This is a genomic window from Pseudoalteromonas sp. SANK 73390, from assembly GCF_054966645.1.
Window position 1 is genome coordinate 66,490 of sequence record NZ_ARPN01000013.1, and the last position, 14,742, is coordinate 81,231.

15 protein-coding genes and 1 pseudogene are annotated in these 14,742 nt (G+C 39.6%); 6 read left to right on the forward strand and 10 right to left on the reverse strand.

Translation table 11 applies throughout. The features are described 5' to 3' along the window. Window positions 1–68: 68 nt before the first annotated feature. From SANK73390_RS01400 to SANK73390_RS01420, 5 genes and pseudogenes are all read right to left on the reverse strand, one after another. A pseudogene (locus tag SANK73390_RS01400) lies at window positions 69–402 on the reverse strand (transposase); the annotation flags it as partial. A gap of 143 nt (window positions 403–545) precedes the next feature. Continuing rightward, window positions 546–959 carry an alternative ribosome rescue aminoacyl-tRNA hydrolase ArfB gene (arfB, locus tag SANK73390_RS01405; RefSeq protein ID WP_462762601.1) on the reverse strand — a complete coding sequence of 138 codons (414 nt, stop codon included), beginning with the start codon at window positions 957–959 and terminating at the stop codon, window positions 546–548. Between the two features lie 66 nt (window positions 960–1,025). Next, window positions 1,026–1,715, reverse strand: coding sequence for an ABC transporter ATP-binding protein (locus SANK73390_RS01410; protein ID WP_462762604.1), 690 nt, complete (start codon window positions 1,713–1,715; stop codon window positions 1,026–1,028). Between the two features lie 13 nt (window positions 1,716–1,728). After that, window positions 1,729–3,009, reverse strand: coding sequence for an efflux RND transporter periplasmic adaptor subunit (locus SANK73390_RS01415; RefSeq protein WP_462762606.1), 1,281 nt, complete (start codon window positions 3,007–3,009; stop codon window positions 1,729–1,731). 179 nt (window positions 3,010–3,188) lie between these two features. Beyond that, the gene (locus tag SANK73390_RS01420; protein ID WP_462762607.1) at window positions 3,189–4,007 is read right to left on the reverse strand and encodes a chromosome partitioning protein ParA; all 819 of its coding nucleotides are present in this window, start codon (window positions 4,005–4,007) and stop codon (window positions 3,189–3,191) included. A 102-nt stretch (window positions 4,008–4,109) separates the two neighbouring features. Here SANK73390_RS01420 and SANK73390_RS01425 point away from each other — a divergent pair, with 102 nt between their 5' ends. Beyond that, the gene (locus SANK73390_RS01425; protein WP_462762610.1) at window positions 4,110–5,003 is read left to right on the forward strand and encodes a response regulator; all 894 of its coding nucleotides are present in this window, start codon (window positions 4,110–4,112) and stop codon (window positions 5,001–5,003) included. A 4-nt stretch (window positions 5,004–5,007) separates the two neighbouring features. Here the strand turns inward: SANK73390_RS01425 and SANK73390_RS01430 are convergent, their stop codons facing one another. Both SANK73390_RS01430 and SANK73390_RS01435 read right to left on the reverse strand, forming a co-directional pair. Beyond that, window positions 5,008–5,442, reverse strand: coding sequence for a hypothetical protein (locus SANK73390_RS01430; RefSeq protein WP_462762613.1), 435 nt, complete (start codon window positions 5,440–5,442; stop codon window positions 5,008–5,010). A gap of 366 nt (window positions 5,443–5,808) precedes the next feature. Next, window positions 5,809–6,114, reverse strand: coding sequence for a hypothetical protein (locus SANK73390_RS01435; protein ID WP_462762615.1), 306 nt, complete (start codon window positions 6,112–6,114; stop codon window positions 5,809–5,811). Window positions 6,115–6,238: 124 nt separating this feature from the next. Between SANK73390_RS01435 and nhaR the strand changes: the two genes are divergently transcribed. Beyond that, on the forward strand, window positions 6,239–7,132 hold the full coding sequence (nhaR, locus tag SANK73390_RS01440; protein ID WP_462762618.1) for a transcriptional activator NhaR: 894 nt from the start codon (window positions 6,239–6,241) through the stop codon (window positions 7,130–7,132). Between the two features lie 4 nt (window positions 7,133–7,136). Here nhaR and SANK73390_RS01445 read toward each other — a convergent pair whose 3' ends face one another. Further along, complete coding sequence (locus tag SANK73390_RS01445) at window positions 7,137–8,321, reverse strand: histidine kinase (protein ID WP_462762621.1); 1,185 nt, start codon at window positions 8,319–8,321, stop codon at window positions 7,137–7,139. Further along, on the reverse strand, window positions 8,314–8,985 hold the full coding sequence (locus SANK73390_RS01450) for a response regulator transcription factor (protein WP_462762624.1): 672 nt from the start codon (window positions 8,983–8,985) through the stop codon (window positions 8,314–8,316). The genes SANK73390_RS01445 and SANK73390_RS01450 overlap by 8 nt, the downstream gene beginning before the upstream one ends. A gap of 71 nt (window positions 8,986–9,056) precedes the next feature. Here SANK73390_RS01450 and SANK73390_RS01455 point away from each other — a divergent pair, with 71 nt between their 5' ends. Next, a complete protein-coding gene (locus tag SANK73390_RS01455; protein ID WP_462762626.1) occupies window positions 9,057–10,775 on the forward strand; it encodes an amidohydrolase in 1,719 nt (572 codons plus the stop codon). Window positions 10,776–10,812: 37 nt separating this feature from the next. Further along, complete coding sequence (locus SANK73390_RS01460) at window positions 10,813–11,835, forward strand: class I SAM-dependent methyltransferase (RefSeq protein WP_462762629.1); 1,023 nt, start codon at window positions 10,813–10,815, stop codon at window positions 11,833–11,835. A 6-nt stretch (window positions 11,836–11,841) separates the two neighbouring features. Here SANK73390_RS01460 and SANK73390_RS01465 read toward each other — a convergent pair whose 3' ends face one another. Further along, a complete protein-coding gene (locus SANK73390_RS01465; RefSeq protein WP_462762631.1) occupies window positions 11,842–12,171 on the reverse strand; it encodes a hypothetical protein in 330 nt (109 codons plus the stop codon). A gap of 681 nt (window positions 12,172–12,852) precedes the next feature. Here SANK73390_RS01465 and SANK73390_RS01470 point away from each other — a divergent pair. Both SANK73390_RS01470 and SANK73390_RS01475 read left to right on the forward strand, forming a co-directional pair. After that, entirely contained in the window at window positions 12,853–13,692 is an 840-nt protein-coding gene (locus tag SANK73390_RS01470) for a pirin family protein (RefSeq protein WP_462762634.1), read from the forward strand. 13 nt (window positions 13,693–13,705) lie between these two features. After that, window positions 13,706–14,686, forward strand: a complete 981-nt coding sequence (locus tag SANK73390_RS01475) for a glutathione S-transferase family protein (RefSeq protein ID WP_462762637.1) — start codon at window positions 13,706–13,708, stop codon at window positions 14,684–14,686. Window positions 14,687–14,742 lie beyond the last annotated feature (56 nt).

Genomic DNA, 14,742 nt, shown 5'->3' on the forward strand with positions numbered 1-14,742 from the left:
AAGTTAGGCGCGGCTTTGCCTATTTTATCAGCATGATTGGTGTTAAGTGTTTTGGGTTATAGAGTAATTTAAGCGAATAGCTTTTCACATTGGCTAATGTGTGTAGCAGCCATCAAGCTTATTGGGCCGTCTTACCGCCCCTTTGAACACATTGGTAAATTGTGTGGTGAGTTTTAACCAGTTTTCAGGTGCTATATTTAATCTCTCTAGAATTGGCGGTGTGTATTGTTCAATATGCCTGTGTTTATCTTCTCGTATACAACGGTCTGTTAGCTCAACTAACTCTAAATACGACTTTAACTCAAAGGGTAGCCCTTTGGGCATGTGTTTTCTGGGGCTGCCTGCAAAGCGGGCTAGTTGTTTTGGTTGTTTTGCCTCTTTTGCCGCTTTAATTCGGGATTCGTTTTGAGCATGTTGCTTTATAAGCAGTTGCCACTGCTCAGCGGTTTTATGTTTAGACATTGTATGCTCTAAATTGAGATCAGAGCTTTACTTTATGAGCCTGTAGCCTCAGCGGTTAGGTGTGGTTTAGGCGACGCTTACCTTTAAAACTGTACTTTCCCTCTGAGATTTTTGGTTTGTCCGCGTTTTACTTTACTTTCTACTCGTTTACGTTTTGCGCTTCTCGTTGGTTTGGTTTCACGGCGTGCTTTTTGCATTTTTGTGGCTTCTAAGATGAGGTTTTTGAGCCTTTGTAGTGCCTCTTCTTTATTCATTTCTTGGGTGCGGTGAGACTGCGATTTTATGACTACAACCCCCTCTTTTGTAATACGATTATCGTTGAGTCCTAATAGGCGTTGTTTATAAAACTCAGGCAGTGAAGAGTTTCCGATGTCAAACTTGAGGTGGATGGCACTGGATACTTTATTAACATTTTGACCACCCGCCCCTTGAGCACGAATGGCATTGAGTTCTATTTCCCATGAAGCAATTTCAACATGGTTGGAGATGCGTAACATAATGAGTACTGAGTGGGTTATTTATGCGGTGATCTTATCATATCTAACATAGTGATAAAAATTTGCCTATGCGATAGCTTTTGCATTAGGCTCGCATTCATCAAGGTAACCATCTTTTATTTGTATTATACGATTAGCAAGTGCAGCTTGTTCATTGTCGTGTGTCACCATGATAATACTGGTGCCTTGCGCATTTATATCTTTAAGTAAAGACATAATGCCATCGGCCATTTTTGAATCTAAATTCCCTGTTGGCTCATCAGCTAAAATCATAGAAGGGGAACCTGCAACCGCTCGTGCAATGGCAACACGCTGTTGTTGACCACCTGACAGCTGCGATGGATAGTGATTTTTCCTCCCAGCAAGCCCTACTTGTTGCAAAGCTTGCATTATACGTTGGTCACGCTCACTAGATGTAAATTTTCTATAGCGCAGCGGCATATCGATATTATCGTATAAATTAAGTTCAGGAATAAGGTTAAAGCTTTGAAAAATAAAGCCGATTTTTTCATTACGATAAGACGATTTCTGTTTATCTTTCATGTTAGAAACGTCGTTCCCATCAAGCTCATAAAGGCCAGCACTGTGATCTTCTAGTAAACCTGCAATATTTAAGAAGGTGGTTTTACCTGAGCCTGAGGGCCCTATTACACTGACAAACTCTCCTTGTTCAATGACTAAGTTAAAGGGTTGTAAAGCCTGAGTTTTTACGCTGTCTGTAAAGAATGTTTTGGTAATATTTTGCATCTTCAACATACGTCGGTCCTTGTTATTGTAATATGCGCACACTTTGTGCGTCTTTAAAAATCTCTGTATCAGAAACTATCACGCGATCACCTTGCTTCAGACCTGAAATAATTTCTACTTGTGCCAAACTGCGTGACCCTAATTTGACAGGTGTTTTAATCGCTTCCTCGCCGTTTAATACATAAGCAAATTGACCGTTATGGCTATTAATAAACTGCCCTCTGGGTAAAAAAGCTGTATTGTTTTTTTGCTCAAGTATTATGCGTGTAGTTAGGCGCTGATTTTGTCTAAGGCCGGTTAGCGTGTTATCTTTAAAGCGAACTTTACCCCTAACGGTTCCTTGAGATATTTCAGGAGAAATAGCAACAAGTTCACCGCTATATTGGGATTGATTAAGTGTGATCTGTGTTTCCATACCAAGCGCTAAGTCATCTGCGTAGCTTTCGGGAATTTGTATTTCTAATTCATATTGGGTGAGATCTATGACTCTTAAGAGTGCTTGATTTTTTGCTACGGCATTTTTTTGTTGAACATTTAAATTACCCACTATTCCTGTAACAGGTGACGCAATTTGTAAGCCATCTACTTGTCGTTTTAATTCTGTGACTTTAACTTTTTGTGATTCCAGCTCAAGCTCACGAGTTTGAATTTCAAATTTCTGACTCTCTTTGAGTAGCGCAACCTCTTTAAGTACATGCTGATATTCACGCTTTGCATTTTGTAAATCATCTTTGGCTTTTTGATAATCTATATCACTGATTACATTGTCTTTCATTGCTTCTTCAGAGCGCCGCATTTCTCTTTGTGCGGCATTGAGTGCTACTTCAGCTTTGCCAATGAGGTTATCTTGCTGCAGGTTTGACTTTTTTACTTGAATTTTCTCTCGCTCAAGGTGGGTTTTTAATTTGGTTAAATTTGCAAACTCTTGATTGTAAAGGCTTTTTAACTCATGGCTTTCTATGTTTGCCAAAGCTTGCCCTTTTACTACGCTATCTCCAGCTTCAACAAGATACGTTACGGTACCTTGGGCAGGGCTATAAAGCACTGGACGCCTAGCCGCAATCACTTTTCCTTGTAATGAAAAGTCTTTGATGAATAGGCCTTTTTCTACTTGAGCAATTCTAAGCTTATCGAGTGCAATGGCACTTTTTCCGCTACTCCAATTTGCAAACGCGGGCGCAATAATAAAATAGGAAAATACAAGCAGCGCAATGAGCCCTGAGATGGTAATGAAGAGGGTTACTTTTGAGTGTTGTTTTTGTATTTGTGTATCTTGAGTGCTGGTATCTGATATATACGTCATATGTAATCCTTTTTCCCATTTGACGGTCAAACTATATTGGCTCTTATTTCAATTCATTTTTAAAATTACGACAGAGACATGATAAAGATATGTAACTAAAATACATTGTTTTTTAAAGTATGTCACTAAAGTTAATTTTTTGTATTGATTTTTTCATCATTCATTTATTTTTTGGAATGTTAGTCCTGATCTGATGATTTACCTCCTTTTTTCTTAGTCAATTCTAAATACCTGCTTTCAATGAATTTTTTCTCTTTTGTAAGGTGCTTTAAAGCTTGTTTTGTTTGTTCAAGCTCAGTTTTTATTTCGTTTAAATCTGTGCCTTCATGTGTGTTGTCTGCTTGCAAAGAAAGTTGCTCTAGCGCTTGGTTCTGCTCGGAAATTTGCTGTTTGTAACTGTTTATTATGTCAGTCATGGTTGCTTTCTCACGCTCAAAGTTTGTTGCCATTTTCTGAATACTCTCAGTGGGAGGCTCTGTTTGTGATTGGATTGCTTCATATTTTTCTTGTAATTGTTGATGCTCTTTTTGTAATGTTTCAATTTCATCATGTTGGCTATATAGCTTCTTTTTGGCATGTTTAAGTATGCCTGTGCTTTTATCTAGGTCGCCTTTTAATTTTCTAATTAGTGCATGAGATTGAATCAGTTTCTGGTTCAGAGCTTTGATAGAAGCTTCTTCTTTGGGCGTTATATGATCTTTTGTTGAGTTGCGAATTTCGTTGAGTTGCTGCTCTAAAGTGTTTTGGATAAGTGACAGTTGCGCAATCGTGTCACTATTATCGTTAACGTAATTGAGCGCATTGTCGACCGATTCTCTACAGATATTTAAAATGTCTTGGTTTTGTGTGTTAGGCTGTTGTTGGATCATGCCCGTTGCAAAGTGTCTAAATTCGCGCAGTATAAGTAGCAAGATGTAAAACCATGCTGCTAAAATGAGTAAACCAATGTTGATGGCGATATACTGGTAAACATCAGCGGGTAAATTGAAACTCTGCATTGTATTTTTTACTTACTTCAATTGGAAACTATTGTTCAGTTTAGTGATACATAAAAAATATGCCTATAATAAAAAACAAGTTTTTGTATAAAGTGGTTAAATGTGAAGATATTAATTGTTGATGATAGCCAAGCAACGTTAGAGATTGTGAGGCGAGCGTTAGAAAAGTTTGGTTATCGAAAGCTATTGATCAGAAAAGCCAGTAGCGTAAAAGGCGCTTTAAAAGAAATCGGCAACTGGCAACCTGATATCGTTTTAACTGACTGGTATATGCCTGATTTGTCAGGGCTAGCGCTGCTGCGAGCAATAAAAAAACGACAGTTGAATATGACGGTTGCTATGATCACAACGGTTGATGAGAAGGAGCAAGTAGATGAAGCGCTGCAGGCCGGTGCTCGATTTGTACTCTCAAAACCATTTTCAGATCAAGATTTACACGATCAATTATTGCCGTTGGTTCAAGGTACTGAAGAAAGCCTCATTATGCTTGAGGAAGTCGAAATTAATGGTGAGCTTGCACTACCAAAGCTTAATCAACTAGAGCGCCTAATTCATAAGCATGTTGATAAAGAGCTTGTTATTCAATCAATAAAACCACAATATTTTGATGAAACGAAAGTGCCATGTGTGATGGCCATGTACGAAGACAGAAATACGCAAAAAGTGAGAGCTGTTGGCTTATTAGATGTGTATGCCACTTGTATATTAGCCAGTAGCCATCATGATATTGATAAACAAGAAATTCACCAAGCAATTCATCAAAATATCCTTTCAAATGACATTTTAGAGTCTTGTAAGCACACTCTCAGTGCGACAGCTTATGCGTTTTTAGATAAGCGTACCCGCATGAGCTTACGTATAAAAGCGGTTAAGTTTATTGGTACCCCTTTTAGGAAGTTAGAATCTCTTTATGAAACGCAATTAGATAGCCGAATTGATTTTAGTTGCCAGCGCGATGGTATGGCACTTGGAAAAGTATTGTTAGTAGGCTTTTAGTTATTTAGGTAAGGACATCTACCAATTGACTGGGATCATTTACGCCGGACTTTTTGAGTGCATCTTGCAGAGCCCTTGATACGCTCAGTAGCTGTATTTGCAATTGCGCTAAGTACTCTGTTTGCTGCTTAACTAAATCTTGTTTTATTTGAGCGTCTAAGTCATTTCTAGATTTGAGGTTTTCAAGGATTTTTTGTTGCTCTTCAATTTGTTCTTTTAACTCTTTCTTTTGCTCTATTAGCGCTTCTATGTGTGCCGGTAATTTTGATTTACTTTTCCCCTTTTCTGATTGTTCAGTTTGTTGTGTTGATAATGTATTCGTATCACGTTGAGATAACCGAAATGGCTTTCCAACCTCTTTGGTCAGCAGGCTATTATTTGATGAGGTGTTTGATTTGGCACTAACTGCGGGTTGATGAATTGTTGGCGTTATTTTCATAATAAGGGAGTATTTAGCTACAGTATATGTGCTTATCGGCAGCGAGCGAAAAAACCTGAGTATGGTCTGTTAAATAGAGTGGCATCCATGCCACTGCAAGTGCTTGGGATGAATGGAACTAATGTAACTGTAAAATACCTGCTAACGAGCTTACTTCCGCGCTTTATGGAAAAGCAAAAGTAACAAATTAAACGCGTTAACCTTAGTTCTGGATAAGCTATTTAGTCCTCTATCTGCTTTCATTTGTAATAGCTAGCTATGACTGCATAAAAGCATCTTGATATTGAACGAAAAATCATCATTGGATGATAAGCAATATGACTTATTAAGCAATTACTATTTCAAAATCCTTACTCAAATTTGCGGTTAGTTAGAAATTGAATACTTTTGTGCCAATAAAGTTTGGCTATTTTGTAGCGCACGTTTTATTGCTTGCAGCATATTGTTGCCTTTTGCTTTGAGCCTAATATCTGGCAGCCCTGGAAGCAGCAAGTTGATTCGACATTGCTTCATAATACCATGCTGACGAGACTCAATATCGTCAATATGTAGCTCAACAGTGCGAATATTTAGGGCATATTTATTTAACTGTGTAGCTATCAGTTTTGACAGCCTTACCCTCATTGCTGAGGTCATTATTGTTTTGTCTTTAATTGATAACTTTAGTTTCATAGCTAGGCTCATGTGTTAGTTGATTCAACTTATCGCACTGCAATTGCAGGTACCATGTAAATCTACTAAGGTATATGAAAAGAAAAAAGCTGATTATTTCTTACTTATTGGTAGGTATTAACGAATGATAACCAACATTAATTATAACCATCTCTATTATTTTTGGCAGGTGAGTCGCCATGGCAGTATTGCTGCAGCAAGTAAAATACTACATTTAACCCCACAAACAGTCAGCGCACAGATCACCAGCTTAGAACAACGTCTTGGCAAGTCTTTGTTTTTAAGAGAGGGACGAGGTTTACGTTTAACTGAGTTTGGACAAATAACTCAGCAATATGCAGATGATATGTTTACGATTGCGAATGAGTGGCTAGAAACGACCCAAGGCGACATTGGTTCATTATCTCGCACGCTTAAAGTAGGCATATCTGATGCGCTGCCTAAATCATTGGTATCTAAATGGCTTGCTCCTTTGATTGAAAATGAACGCATTGCTAATTTGCATTGTATTGATGGTCAACAAGCCGAGTTGCTGGCGCAAATGGCTACGCATAAGCTTGATTTGGTGCTAGCTGATAAACCACTAGATAGCAGCCTCCCTTTCAAAGTGTTTTGCCATGAAATAGGTAAAAGTCAGTTAGGTTTTTTTGGCGCAAGAGATTGGCAGCAAAAGCTACAAGCTAATTATCCCGCTACGTTGGCGGATGTGCCAGTTGTATTACCTGCCAAAGCTAGCCCAATGACTAGCTCTATTCATTATTGGTTAGATGAGTTAGGTATTGAAATAAGCATTGCAGGTCATGTCGATGATAGTGCATTAATGGTTGCATTAGGTCAGCAAGGGTTTGGTCTCTTTCCTGCACCTTTATCGGTTAAAGGTGAAATTGAGCGTAACCGTGATGTGTGTTTTATAGGGGCTATTGAAAATGTATATCAGCATTACTATGCCTTTACGCCTGACAGGCTCATTAAAGACTCAATTTATTCTGAGTTTGTGCGCTATGCGCAAAATGCATAATATGTTACATAATTGCCTTGAACCTAATAGTAAGCGTGTACTTACTATTTTTTATTTCATAGCTATGATACCAATTTAATCGCTGGCATATTTGTTTTATTAATAAATTTCCTAGCCCAACGCCAGAAGATGATTTTGTATCTTTTGGCATAGCGTTTTGAAAAATCAACTGTTCAGGCTCTACCATAACAAACAGTGGTGAAGCTCCATGTTGCAGGGCATTTTCAATTGCCTGTGTTATCAGCAATTCAAATAAAGCAAGGTGTATGGGCTTGATCACTTCAAAAGCATTCAGTGTTAGTTTAATTGAATGGCTGGTACTTGAATGGGTATTTACAACACGAGTTACGATGCTTCGCAAATCAAGTTGCTGCTTGGCTACTTCATCTTGTTGCCATAACGCGAGCACGGCATTGCTAGTTGAGGTAAGCCTAAGTTGAGACAGCTCTAGAGTTTGTAACACATCAATTGCTTCAAAGGGCATATTATCTAGTTGTTGCAGGCGTGATATACCATGTTGGATTTGTGCAAGGGGTGTGCGGACTTCATGGCTCAAATATGCCGATACCAATCGCTCTCGCTGCTGTGCAAATTGCTGCGCCTGACGTGCAATATTCAAAGCTTGATAAAATGTATGTAATTCTTCAAATTTACTTACTTGCTCAGTTTGTTTGTTGGTGCTTACAAATGTCTTTAGAGTATTGATTTGCTCTCTTATTTTAAGTGCACTTTTGATCACAATATAAAAAACCGGGATACTTAGCACCGTAATGAGAAGAACAAGCCACGGCATAATGGATAAGGTATCTTCTGAGTTAAAAGAATGTAGGACAAAAATAGGAACCGCGTTCGAGTTCAGTGGTTGCCAAGGCAAAATGTAGGTATCTAATGTTGCTTGATGCAATAAAGTGACTTGGTTTAGTGGTAGCAGCCCCGCACGCCATGCTTGTTGCACCGATAATGGCAAAGAGTCTTGCTGTCGAGTGACTAGCTTAAAGTCGTCACTAAATGGGAGCGTTATTAACTGTTTTTGCGCCAGCTGTGCATCGTAGTATAAGTAATGTTCGGCACTGTCATCAAGCGCAAATTCATAACCGTATTTAGCGATGCCCAACCAGCATACCATCAGTACTAACATCAGCAAGATAATGCGCATACTAAGGTAACGTATTATGGAGGTATTACGCATTAGCCACCCTTAACACAAGCCCTTGCTTTTTTAACGTGTGCAGTAAAGGCACCTCCTCATCACGACTTAAGTTGGTGCGAAGCCGAGTAAGTAGTGATTTATACATATTATTATTCGTATCTTCATCGGGCCAAATATGATTAATAATACAAGACTTGTTAACGGGGTTAGGATAGTGCTCAATGAGAAGAGACAGTAACAGCCATTGCTGTGGGGAAAGTATGATTACTCTTTGTCCTCTAGTAATGATTTTTGCTTGTAAGTCCACGCTTAGTGAGTCGAGTTTAAAGGTGGTACTTTTTTTAACTAAAGTTTTATTTGCCAATAGCTTAATACGAACTGCCAGTTCAGCCAAAGCAAACGGTTTTGTTAAGTAATCTAAGGCACCTAATGAGAAAGCCTTTAATTTATCATCAAGTTTATCCCGCGCACTGAGAAACAAAATTGGCTCATCGCGCGTGCCTTGCCAATGCTTAGCTAAGCTGAGGCCATCTCCATCGGGCAGGTTGATATCTAATACTATGGCATCGTATTGTTGTTGCTCGCTAATAGCCTGAGCCTGCTTCACTGTGCTGGCATAATCTACTTCAATGCCCTCTTGTGCTAAAAAGTTAATACTGTGCGTTGCGAGCACGGTATCGTCTTCGACCAGTAATATAATCATAGTGTGCCTATACTGTTACCTTGCGGTTACCTCTACTTTGATAGTGTATCCCTAACTTAAAGGAGTCAACTATGAGTCATTCAACTATGTCATTTTTTACCTCAGTACTTTTATTAAGCTGTGCCGTGTCTGGGTGTGGGGATAGCTCTAATACACTATCGCAAGCAACCGAAAACACCATCAGTCAGCTTGAGTCCACTAAGGTATTTGTCAATGGCCAAGTATATACCGTCAATACTGAACAGCCTTGGGCGCAAGCGGTTGTCATTCAAGAGAATAAAATTATTTATGTCGGTGATAATGATAAAGCGAAGAATTATGTGAGTGAAAATACTCAGATAATAGATTTAAAAGGTAAGATGCTACTGCCTGGTTTCCATGATGTGCATATTCACCCTTTGGAGTCTGCATCAGAAGTAACGCAAGTAACTTTACCGAGTTATGCCAGTGAGGATGAATACATTGAATTGTTATATGAGGCAAATGTACAAAACCCAGACACCAGTTGGTTAATAGGTTATGGACATGAAATAGCGACGCTATTGGATATGCAAAGCAATCCATTATTTGTGCTTGACGAAGCGGTGTCAGATCGCCCCGTTATCATTATGGAGCAAACCTCTCATTCAATGTGGGTTAATAGTAAAGCACTGGCAATGGCAGGCATAACGCAAGACAGTAGCGACCCTATTGGCGGTGTACTTGGACGAGATGAACAAGGTAATCTTAACGGCATTTTATATGATAATGCAGGTAACCAAGTGATGGAGCTTGCTATGCGCTCTCGTTCAGACGCTGCTGAGCAAGACTATTTGGGGTTGCTTGAATACACTATGCCTGAATTGAACAAAGTGGGTATTACATCAATTAGTGATGCGCGAACATATTGGCAGCGTGGGCACTTACAAACTTGGCAGCGAGTGGCGGATGAGAACAAGTTAACACTGCGAGTTAGCTTAGGGCTTTGGGCTTATCCACAAATGAGTGACGAAAAACAATTAGCCAGTTTAAAGTCACTGTTTAGCCGCCCTGCTGATAGCTTATTGAAAGTGGACCAAGTTAAGTTTTATATGGACGGTATTTTGGTTAACAGTACCGCAGCTATGCATGAATCCTATGAGGTTAATTGGCTTAACCTATATGAAAATAAAGGGCTTAACTACTTTACGCAGTCGCGCTTAGAAAAATATATTAAAGCGCTTGAGCCAGTTGGTTTTGATTTTAATATTCATGGTATTGGTGATAGAGGCATTCATGAGGCACTTAATGCGGTTGAAAACGCATCAAAGGGTACAGCACGTCACCGAGTAACGCATTTAGAAGTTGTTGACCCTGCAGACTTACCTCGTTTTGCTAAGTTAAATGTGATTGCTGATGCGCAAGTTGCAGGGGAGTTTAGCCAACCTGCTCATTGGCCTGAAAATATTTCGCTAATTGGCATTGAGCGCTCGCAAGACTTAGTGCCTATTAAAAGCCTGCAAAATGCCAGCGCAACCCTTACCCTAAGTAGCGATTGGAACGTGAGTACCTTTAATCCTTTTATAGGACTAAGCCATGCTATTTCACGTGCGCCGCAAAATATTACTTTGGCTCAGGCCATTGCGGCCTATACCATTAATGGCGCTTACGCAATGCGCCAAGAACATTTGGTGGGTAGCATTGAAGTTGGTAAGCGGGCTGATTTAATTGTTTTAGACAAAAACTTATTTGAGTTAGATGCAGAGCAAGTAAAGCAAGCGAAAGTGGTTATGACGTTGCTAGAGGGAGAGATTGTGTACCAATCTAAATAACCTTAACTTTAATTTGGGATAAGCAAAAGAGAGCTTGATGTTGGCACCGAGCGTGAGGGTGAAAGTGGTGCCAATCATAAAATATGCGTACAATGGCCCGCCTGTTTACTACTGGTATTATATTATGACGCCAACCGCCCTGCCCTTGCTTGATGAACACCTTCGCCAAATTGATGTATTACCCACCGAAGTACGGCGGTTATTTCATGGCCGAGGGCAATGTTGGCCTGGCCTTGAGCATATTAGTGTGGATTGGTTATCTGGGCAGGTTTTAATTTCGTTGTTCAAAGAGCCTGAAGTTGGTTTTATTGATGCGCTTAATACGCTTGTAATTAGCTGGTTGCAATTACCTACATGGCAAAATGACGTGAAAAGTGTGTTATTACACCATAGAAGTCGTGCTGATTGTGAGCTGCAAGTGTTATGGGGCGAATTGTCTAACGAGCAAGCGGTGGTTGAAAACGAACTGACCTTTTTATTGGATTTAGGTAACAAACAAAACAATGGTTTGTTTTTGGATATGCGCTGTGGTCGCAGTTGGGTAAAATCGCACGCCAGTGGTAAAAGTGTTTTAAACCTATTTGCCTATACTTGTGGCTTTTCAGTGGCTGCGATTGCGGGTGGTGCCAAGCAGGTGGTCAATCTAGATATGGCTAAAGCGGCGTTAAGTAAAGGCCGAGAAAATCATAGGGCCAATAACCATGACTTAACTAAAGTGAAATTTTTAGGTCATGAGTTATTTAAATCATGGGGAAAAGTGCGCAAATTTGGGCCTTATGATTTAGTGATAATTGACCCGCCTTCTTTTCAAAAAGGCAGCTTTGCACTGACTAAAGACTATAAAAAGATTCTTCGTCGCTTACCTGAGCTACTCAGTGAACAAGGGCAAGTGCTTGCGTGTGTTAATGATCCAAGCCTTAACGCCCAGTTTTTAATTGATGAAATGGCCGAGCAAGCACCCAATATGGTCTTTGTTGAGCGTTTAGATAATCCGCCTGAATTTGCAGATATTAACCCTGAAGCGAGTTTAAAAAGTCTGTTATTTACGCAACGCGCTTAACGGTGATTAAGTGCGTTCCTTAATGGCTTTTGCTAAGTTATGCAATGCTTCGTCCATTGATACTTGACCATTTATATAGGGCAACCAGTGTTGCTTTAACTCTTTTAAATAATCCCACCGACCTTTATTCAAATTCGCCTTGTTTGCATAAGGTTGATAATCAGGGTTGGCTTTGGCAATGGCTTGACGTGTTACTTCGCCCACGGTGAAAAATAAAATGGGATGCCAAATACGGCCATGCTGAGTAATTTCATAGCCACTAAATACCTGTTCAAAACTGTTTTTTAATTTGTCATTTTGGCCAAATGGAATATGGCTAAGTTCATGAAAAAACATCTCAAGTGCATATCAATCTCTGTGCAAAGGGAGAAATGAATTTAGGTGCGTAACAAAGTCTCTGCCAGAGGTGAATGCACCATGGTGAATAAAGGGGCGCGGATGAGTATAAACACGATGTGCTGATACAGTCACAAGTTCACCAAAAAATTATTCACTCAACTTTTGATAAATATCATCGTCATAGTGGGCGAGTTTGATTTGCAACTAAGTTTGAGATTGGTTTTTTTGTACACAATGTTCAGGCCAAAAATGTGCTTTGTATAATCCAACTACCGCAAAATAAGAGTGGCTTATAGGCGTAATACTCATCTCAACCAAAGGCTTATTTTTACTCATCCATTCAGTGAGTTGTGCCAATTCATTATTGCTAAAAATTGCGTGAAAACGCTTCTGTCTAGTGAATATTTGATATTGTGAAACAGCATTTCGTAATGTTTGGCATGGTATCACAGGCCAATGTTGCTGTACTCGGTGCACTAAAAATCAGTGTTGCAATTGAAGTGTGTCGTATCATCTATTTGTTCCTTAAATATGCCTGTTTTCATCCTAGCTTGGAAAATAATGGGCACAAGCGGTTTGTCATTCTCATTAAACGAATGATCTCCCCTGTTTTTGCTAATTTTTATTCGTATTAACTTTTGTTAGAGTGTGAATATTGAACAAAGATTGGAATGAAACATGAAAATAATTCGTACCCAAAAAGCTTACCCTACTCGCGATGGCGCAGGGGTTAATATTAGTCGAATAGCGGGGTTTGATGGCAAAAGTCTTGATCCTTATCTGATGATAGATGAACTAAAATCCGATAATGAGAGTGACTATATGGGCGGCTTTCCGCCTCACCCTCATCGAGGAATTGAAACCTTTACTTATATTCGCAAAGGCGGGTTTGAGCATCAAGACCAGATGGGGAACAAAAAAGCTATTCGTGGTGGTGATGTTCAATGGATGAGCACCGGCCGCGGTGTAATACACAGTGAAATGCCGTTACTTGATGAAGACAATGGTATGCACGGTTTTCAAATTTGGCTAAACATGCCGGCAAAAGACAAAATGCGTTCGCCTAAGTACCAAGATTCGCTTGAGTTTGGTATTCCTAAACTTATTAACAGTGAGCTGGCTGAGCTACGTGCTTTAGCTGGTGCCTGGGTGATGGACTCTAACTGCATTGAGGGAGCAATCCAAGGTCTTGCGGGAGATGGCGCGATTGCAGATGTGATATTGCCCCCGTTAAGTGAAACGATTCTTGATGTATCTATGTATGGCAAAGTACTGGTGTATGTCCACACAGGAGGGTTATTAAACACTGAATTTACAGAAGGCTATTTATTGGAAGTGTTACCCACTGAATTGCTGACTTTAAAGGCATCAACAAAAGGGTTAGGAGTATTAGTTTTAGCAGGGCAGCCAATTAACGAAAAAATTGCACATATGGGACCTTTTGTAATGAATACGCAAGCACAACTTCACGACGCTGTGCGTGACTATCAACAAGGTAAGTTTGGCGATATTGTTTGAGTAGGAGGAAATTATGGGTTTACTCGTAGATGGAAAATGGCAAGATAAGTGGTATGACACCAGTAAAAATGAAGGTAAATTTGAACGAGAAGCTGCTAAGTTGAGAAGCTGGGTAACTCCCGATGGTTCAGCGGGTCTGACAGGTGATGCCGGTTTTAAAGCGCAATCTGGTCGCTATCATTTATATGTTTCACTGGCCTGTCCTTGGGCGCATCGAGCACTAATCTTTAGAGCACTGAAAGGGCTTGGGGAGCATATATCAGTGTCTGTCGTTAGTCCTGATATGCTAGAGAATGGTTGGACCTTTGATAGAACAAATGGTAGTTCTGGTGACGATTTATATGATTTTAATTTTATGCATCAGGTATATACGCTTAATGATAGTGATTATTCTGGTCGTGTCACTGTCCCAGTGCTTTGGGATAAGCAGCAAAAGAAAATTGTGAGTAATGAGTCAAGTGAGATCATTCGTATGTTTAATCACGCATTTAATGACATTACGGGTAATCATGATGATTACTACTCTAAAAGTTTGCGTGCAGATATTGATAAAATTAATGAGTTTGTTTATCAAAATATAAATAACGGGGTATATCGTTGTGGTTTTGCGACCACTCAAGACGCATATGAACAAGCCTACGATGCGCTATTTGCATCACTTGATGAAGTAGAAGCGATACTTCAAAAGTCACTTTATCTAGTGGGAGATAATATTAGCGAGGCAGATTGGCGTTTATTTACGACGTTGATACGTTTTGATGCCGTTTATTTTGGTCACTTTAAGTGTAACAAGCGAAGTATTGAAGATTATCCTAATCTAGCCAACTACCTTCGAGCGTTGTATCAATGGCCGAGTGTTGCAAACACGGTTGACTTTTCGCATATCAAAAGGCATTACTACTATAGCCACATGATGATTAATCCAACACAGGTAGTACCTAAAGGTCCGAAGATTGATTACTGGTCTACGCATAACCGTGGGGATGTTCGATAAGTTTAACGTCTTTTAATGGGTAAGTATTGAGCATGCTAAGATGGTTGTTGTGCTCA

What these genes read in the sequence shown, in the direction of transcription:
- SANK73390_RS01430 (WP_462762613.1), bottom strand. Translation starts at nt 5,442, where the DNA reads ATGAAAATAACGCCAACAATTCATCAACCCGCAGTTAGTGCCAAATCA.
- SANK73390_RS01420 (WP_462762607.1), bottom strand. Translation starts at nt 4,007, where the DNA reads ATGCAGAGTTTCAATTTACCCGCTGATGTTTACCAGTATATCGCCATC.
- SANK73390_RS01460 (WP_462762629.1), top strand. Translation starts at nt 10,813, where the DNA reads ATGTTGGCACCGAGCGTGAGGGTGAAAGTGGTGCCAATCATAAAATAT.
- SANK73390_RS01410 (WP_462762604.1), bottom strand. Translation starts at nt 1,715, where the DNA reads ATGTTGAAGATGCAAAATATTACCAAAACATTCTTTACAGACAGCGTA.
- SANK73390_RS01445 (WP_462762621.1), bottom strand. Translation starts at nt 8,321, where the DNA reads ATGCGTAATACCTCCATAATACGTTACCTTAGTATGCGCATTATCTTG.
- arfB (WP_462762601.1), bottom strand. Translation starts at nt 959, where the DNA reads ATGTTACGCATCTCCAACCATGTTGAAATTGCTTCATGGGAAATAGAA.
- SANK73390_RS01465 (WP_462762631.1), bottom strand. Translation starts at nt 12,171, where the DNA reads ATGTTTTTTCATGAACTTAGCCATATTCCATTTGGCCAAAATGACAAA.
- SANK73390_RS01435 (WP_462762615.1), bottom strand. Translation starts at nt 6,114, where the DNA reads ATGAAACTAAAGTTATCAATTAAAGACAAAACAATAATGACCTCAGCA.
- SANK73390_RS01475 (WP_462762637.1), top strand. Translation starts at nt 13,706, where the DNA reads ATGGGTTTACTCGTAGATGGAAAATGGCAAGATAAGTGGTATGACACC.
- SANK73390_RS01415 (WP_462762606.1), bottom strand. Translation starts at nt 3,009, where the DNA reads ATGACGTATATATCAGATACCAGCACTCAAGATACACAAATACAAAAA.
- SANK73390_RS01450 (WP_462762624.1), bottom strand. Translation starts at nt 8,985, where the DNA reads ATGATTATATTACTGGTCGAAGACGATACCGTGCTCGCAACGCACAGT.
- nhaR (WP_462762618.1), top strand. Translation starts at nt 6,239, where the DNA reads ATGATAACCAACATTAATTATAACCATCTCTATTATTTTTGGCAGGTG.
- SANK73390_RS01455 (WP_462762626.1), top strand. Translation starts at nt 9,057, where the DNA reads ATGAGTCATTCAACTATGTCATTTTTTACCTCAGTACTTTTATTAAGC.
- SANK73390_RS01470 (WP_462762634.1), top strand. Translation starts at nt 12,853, where the DNA reads ATGAAAATAATTCGTACCCAAAAAGCTTACCCTACTCGCGATGGCGCA.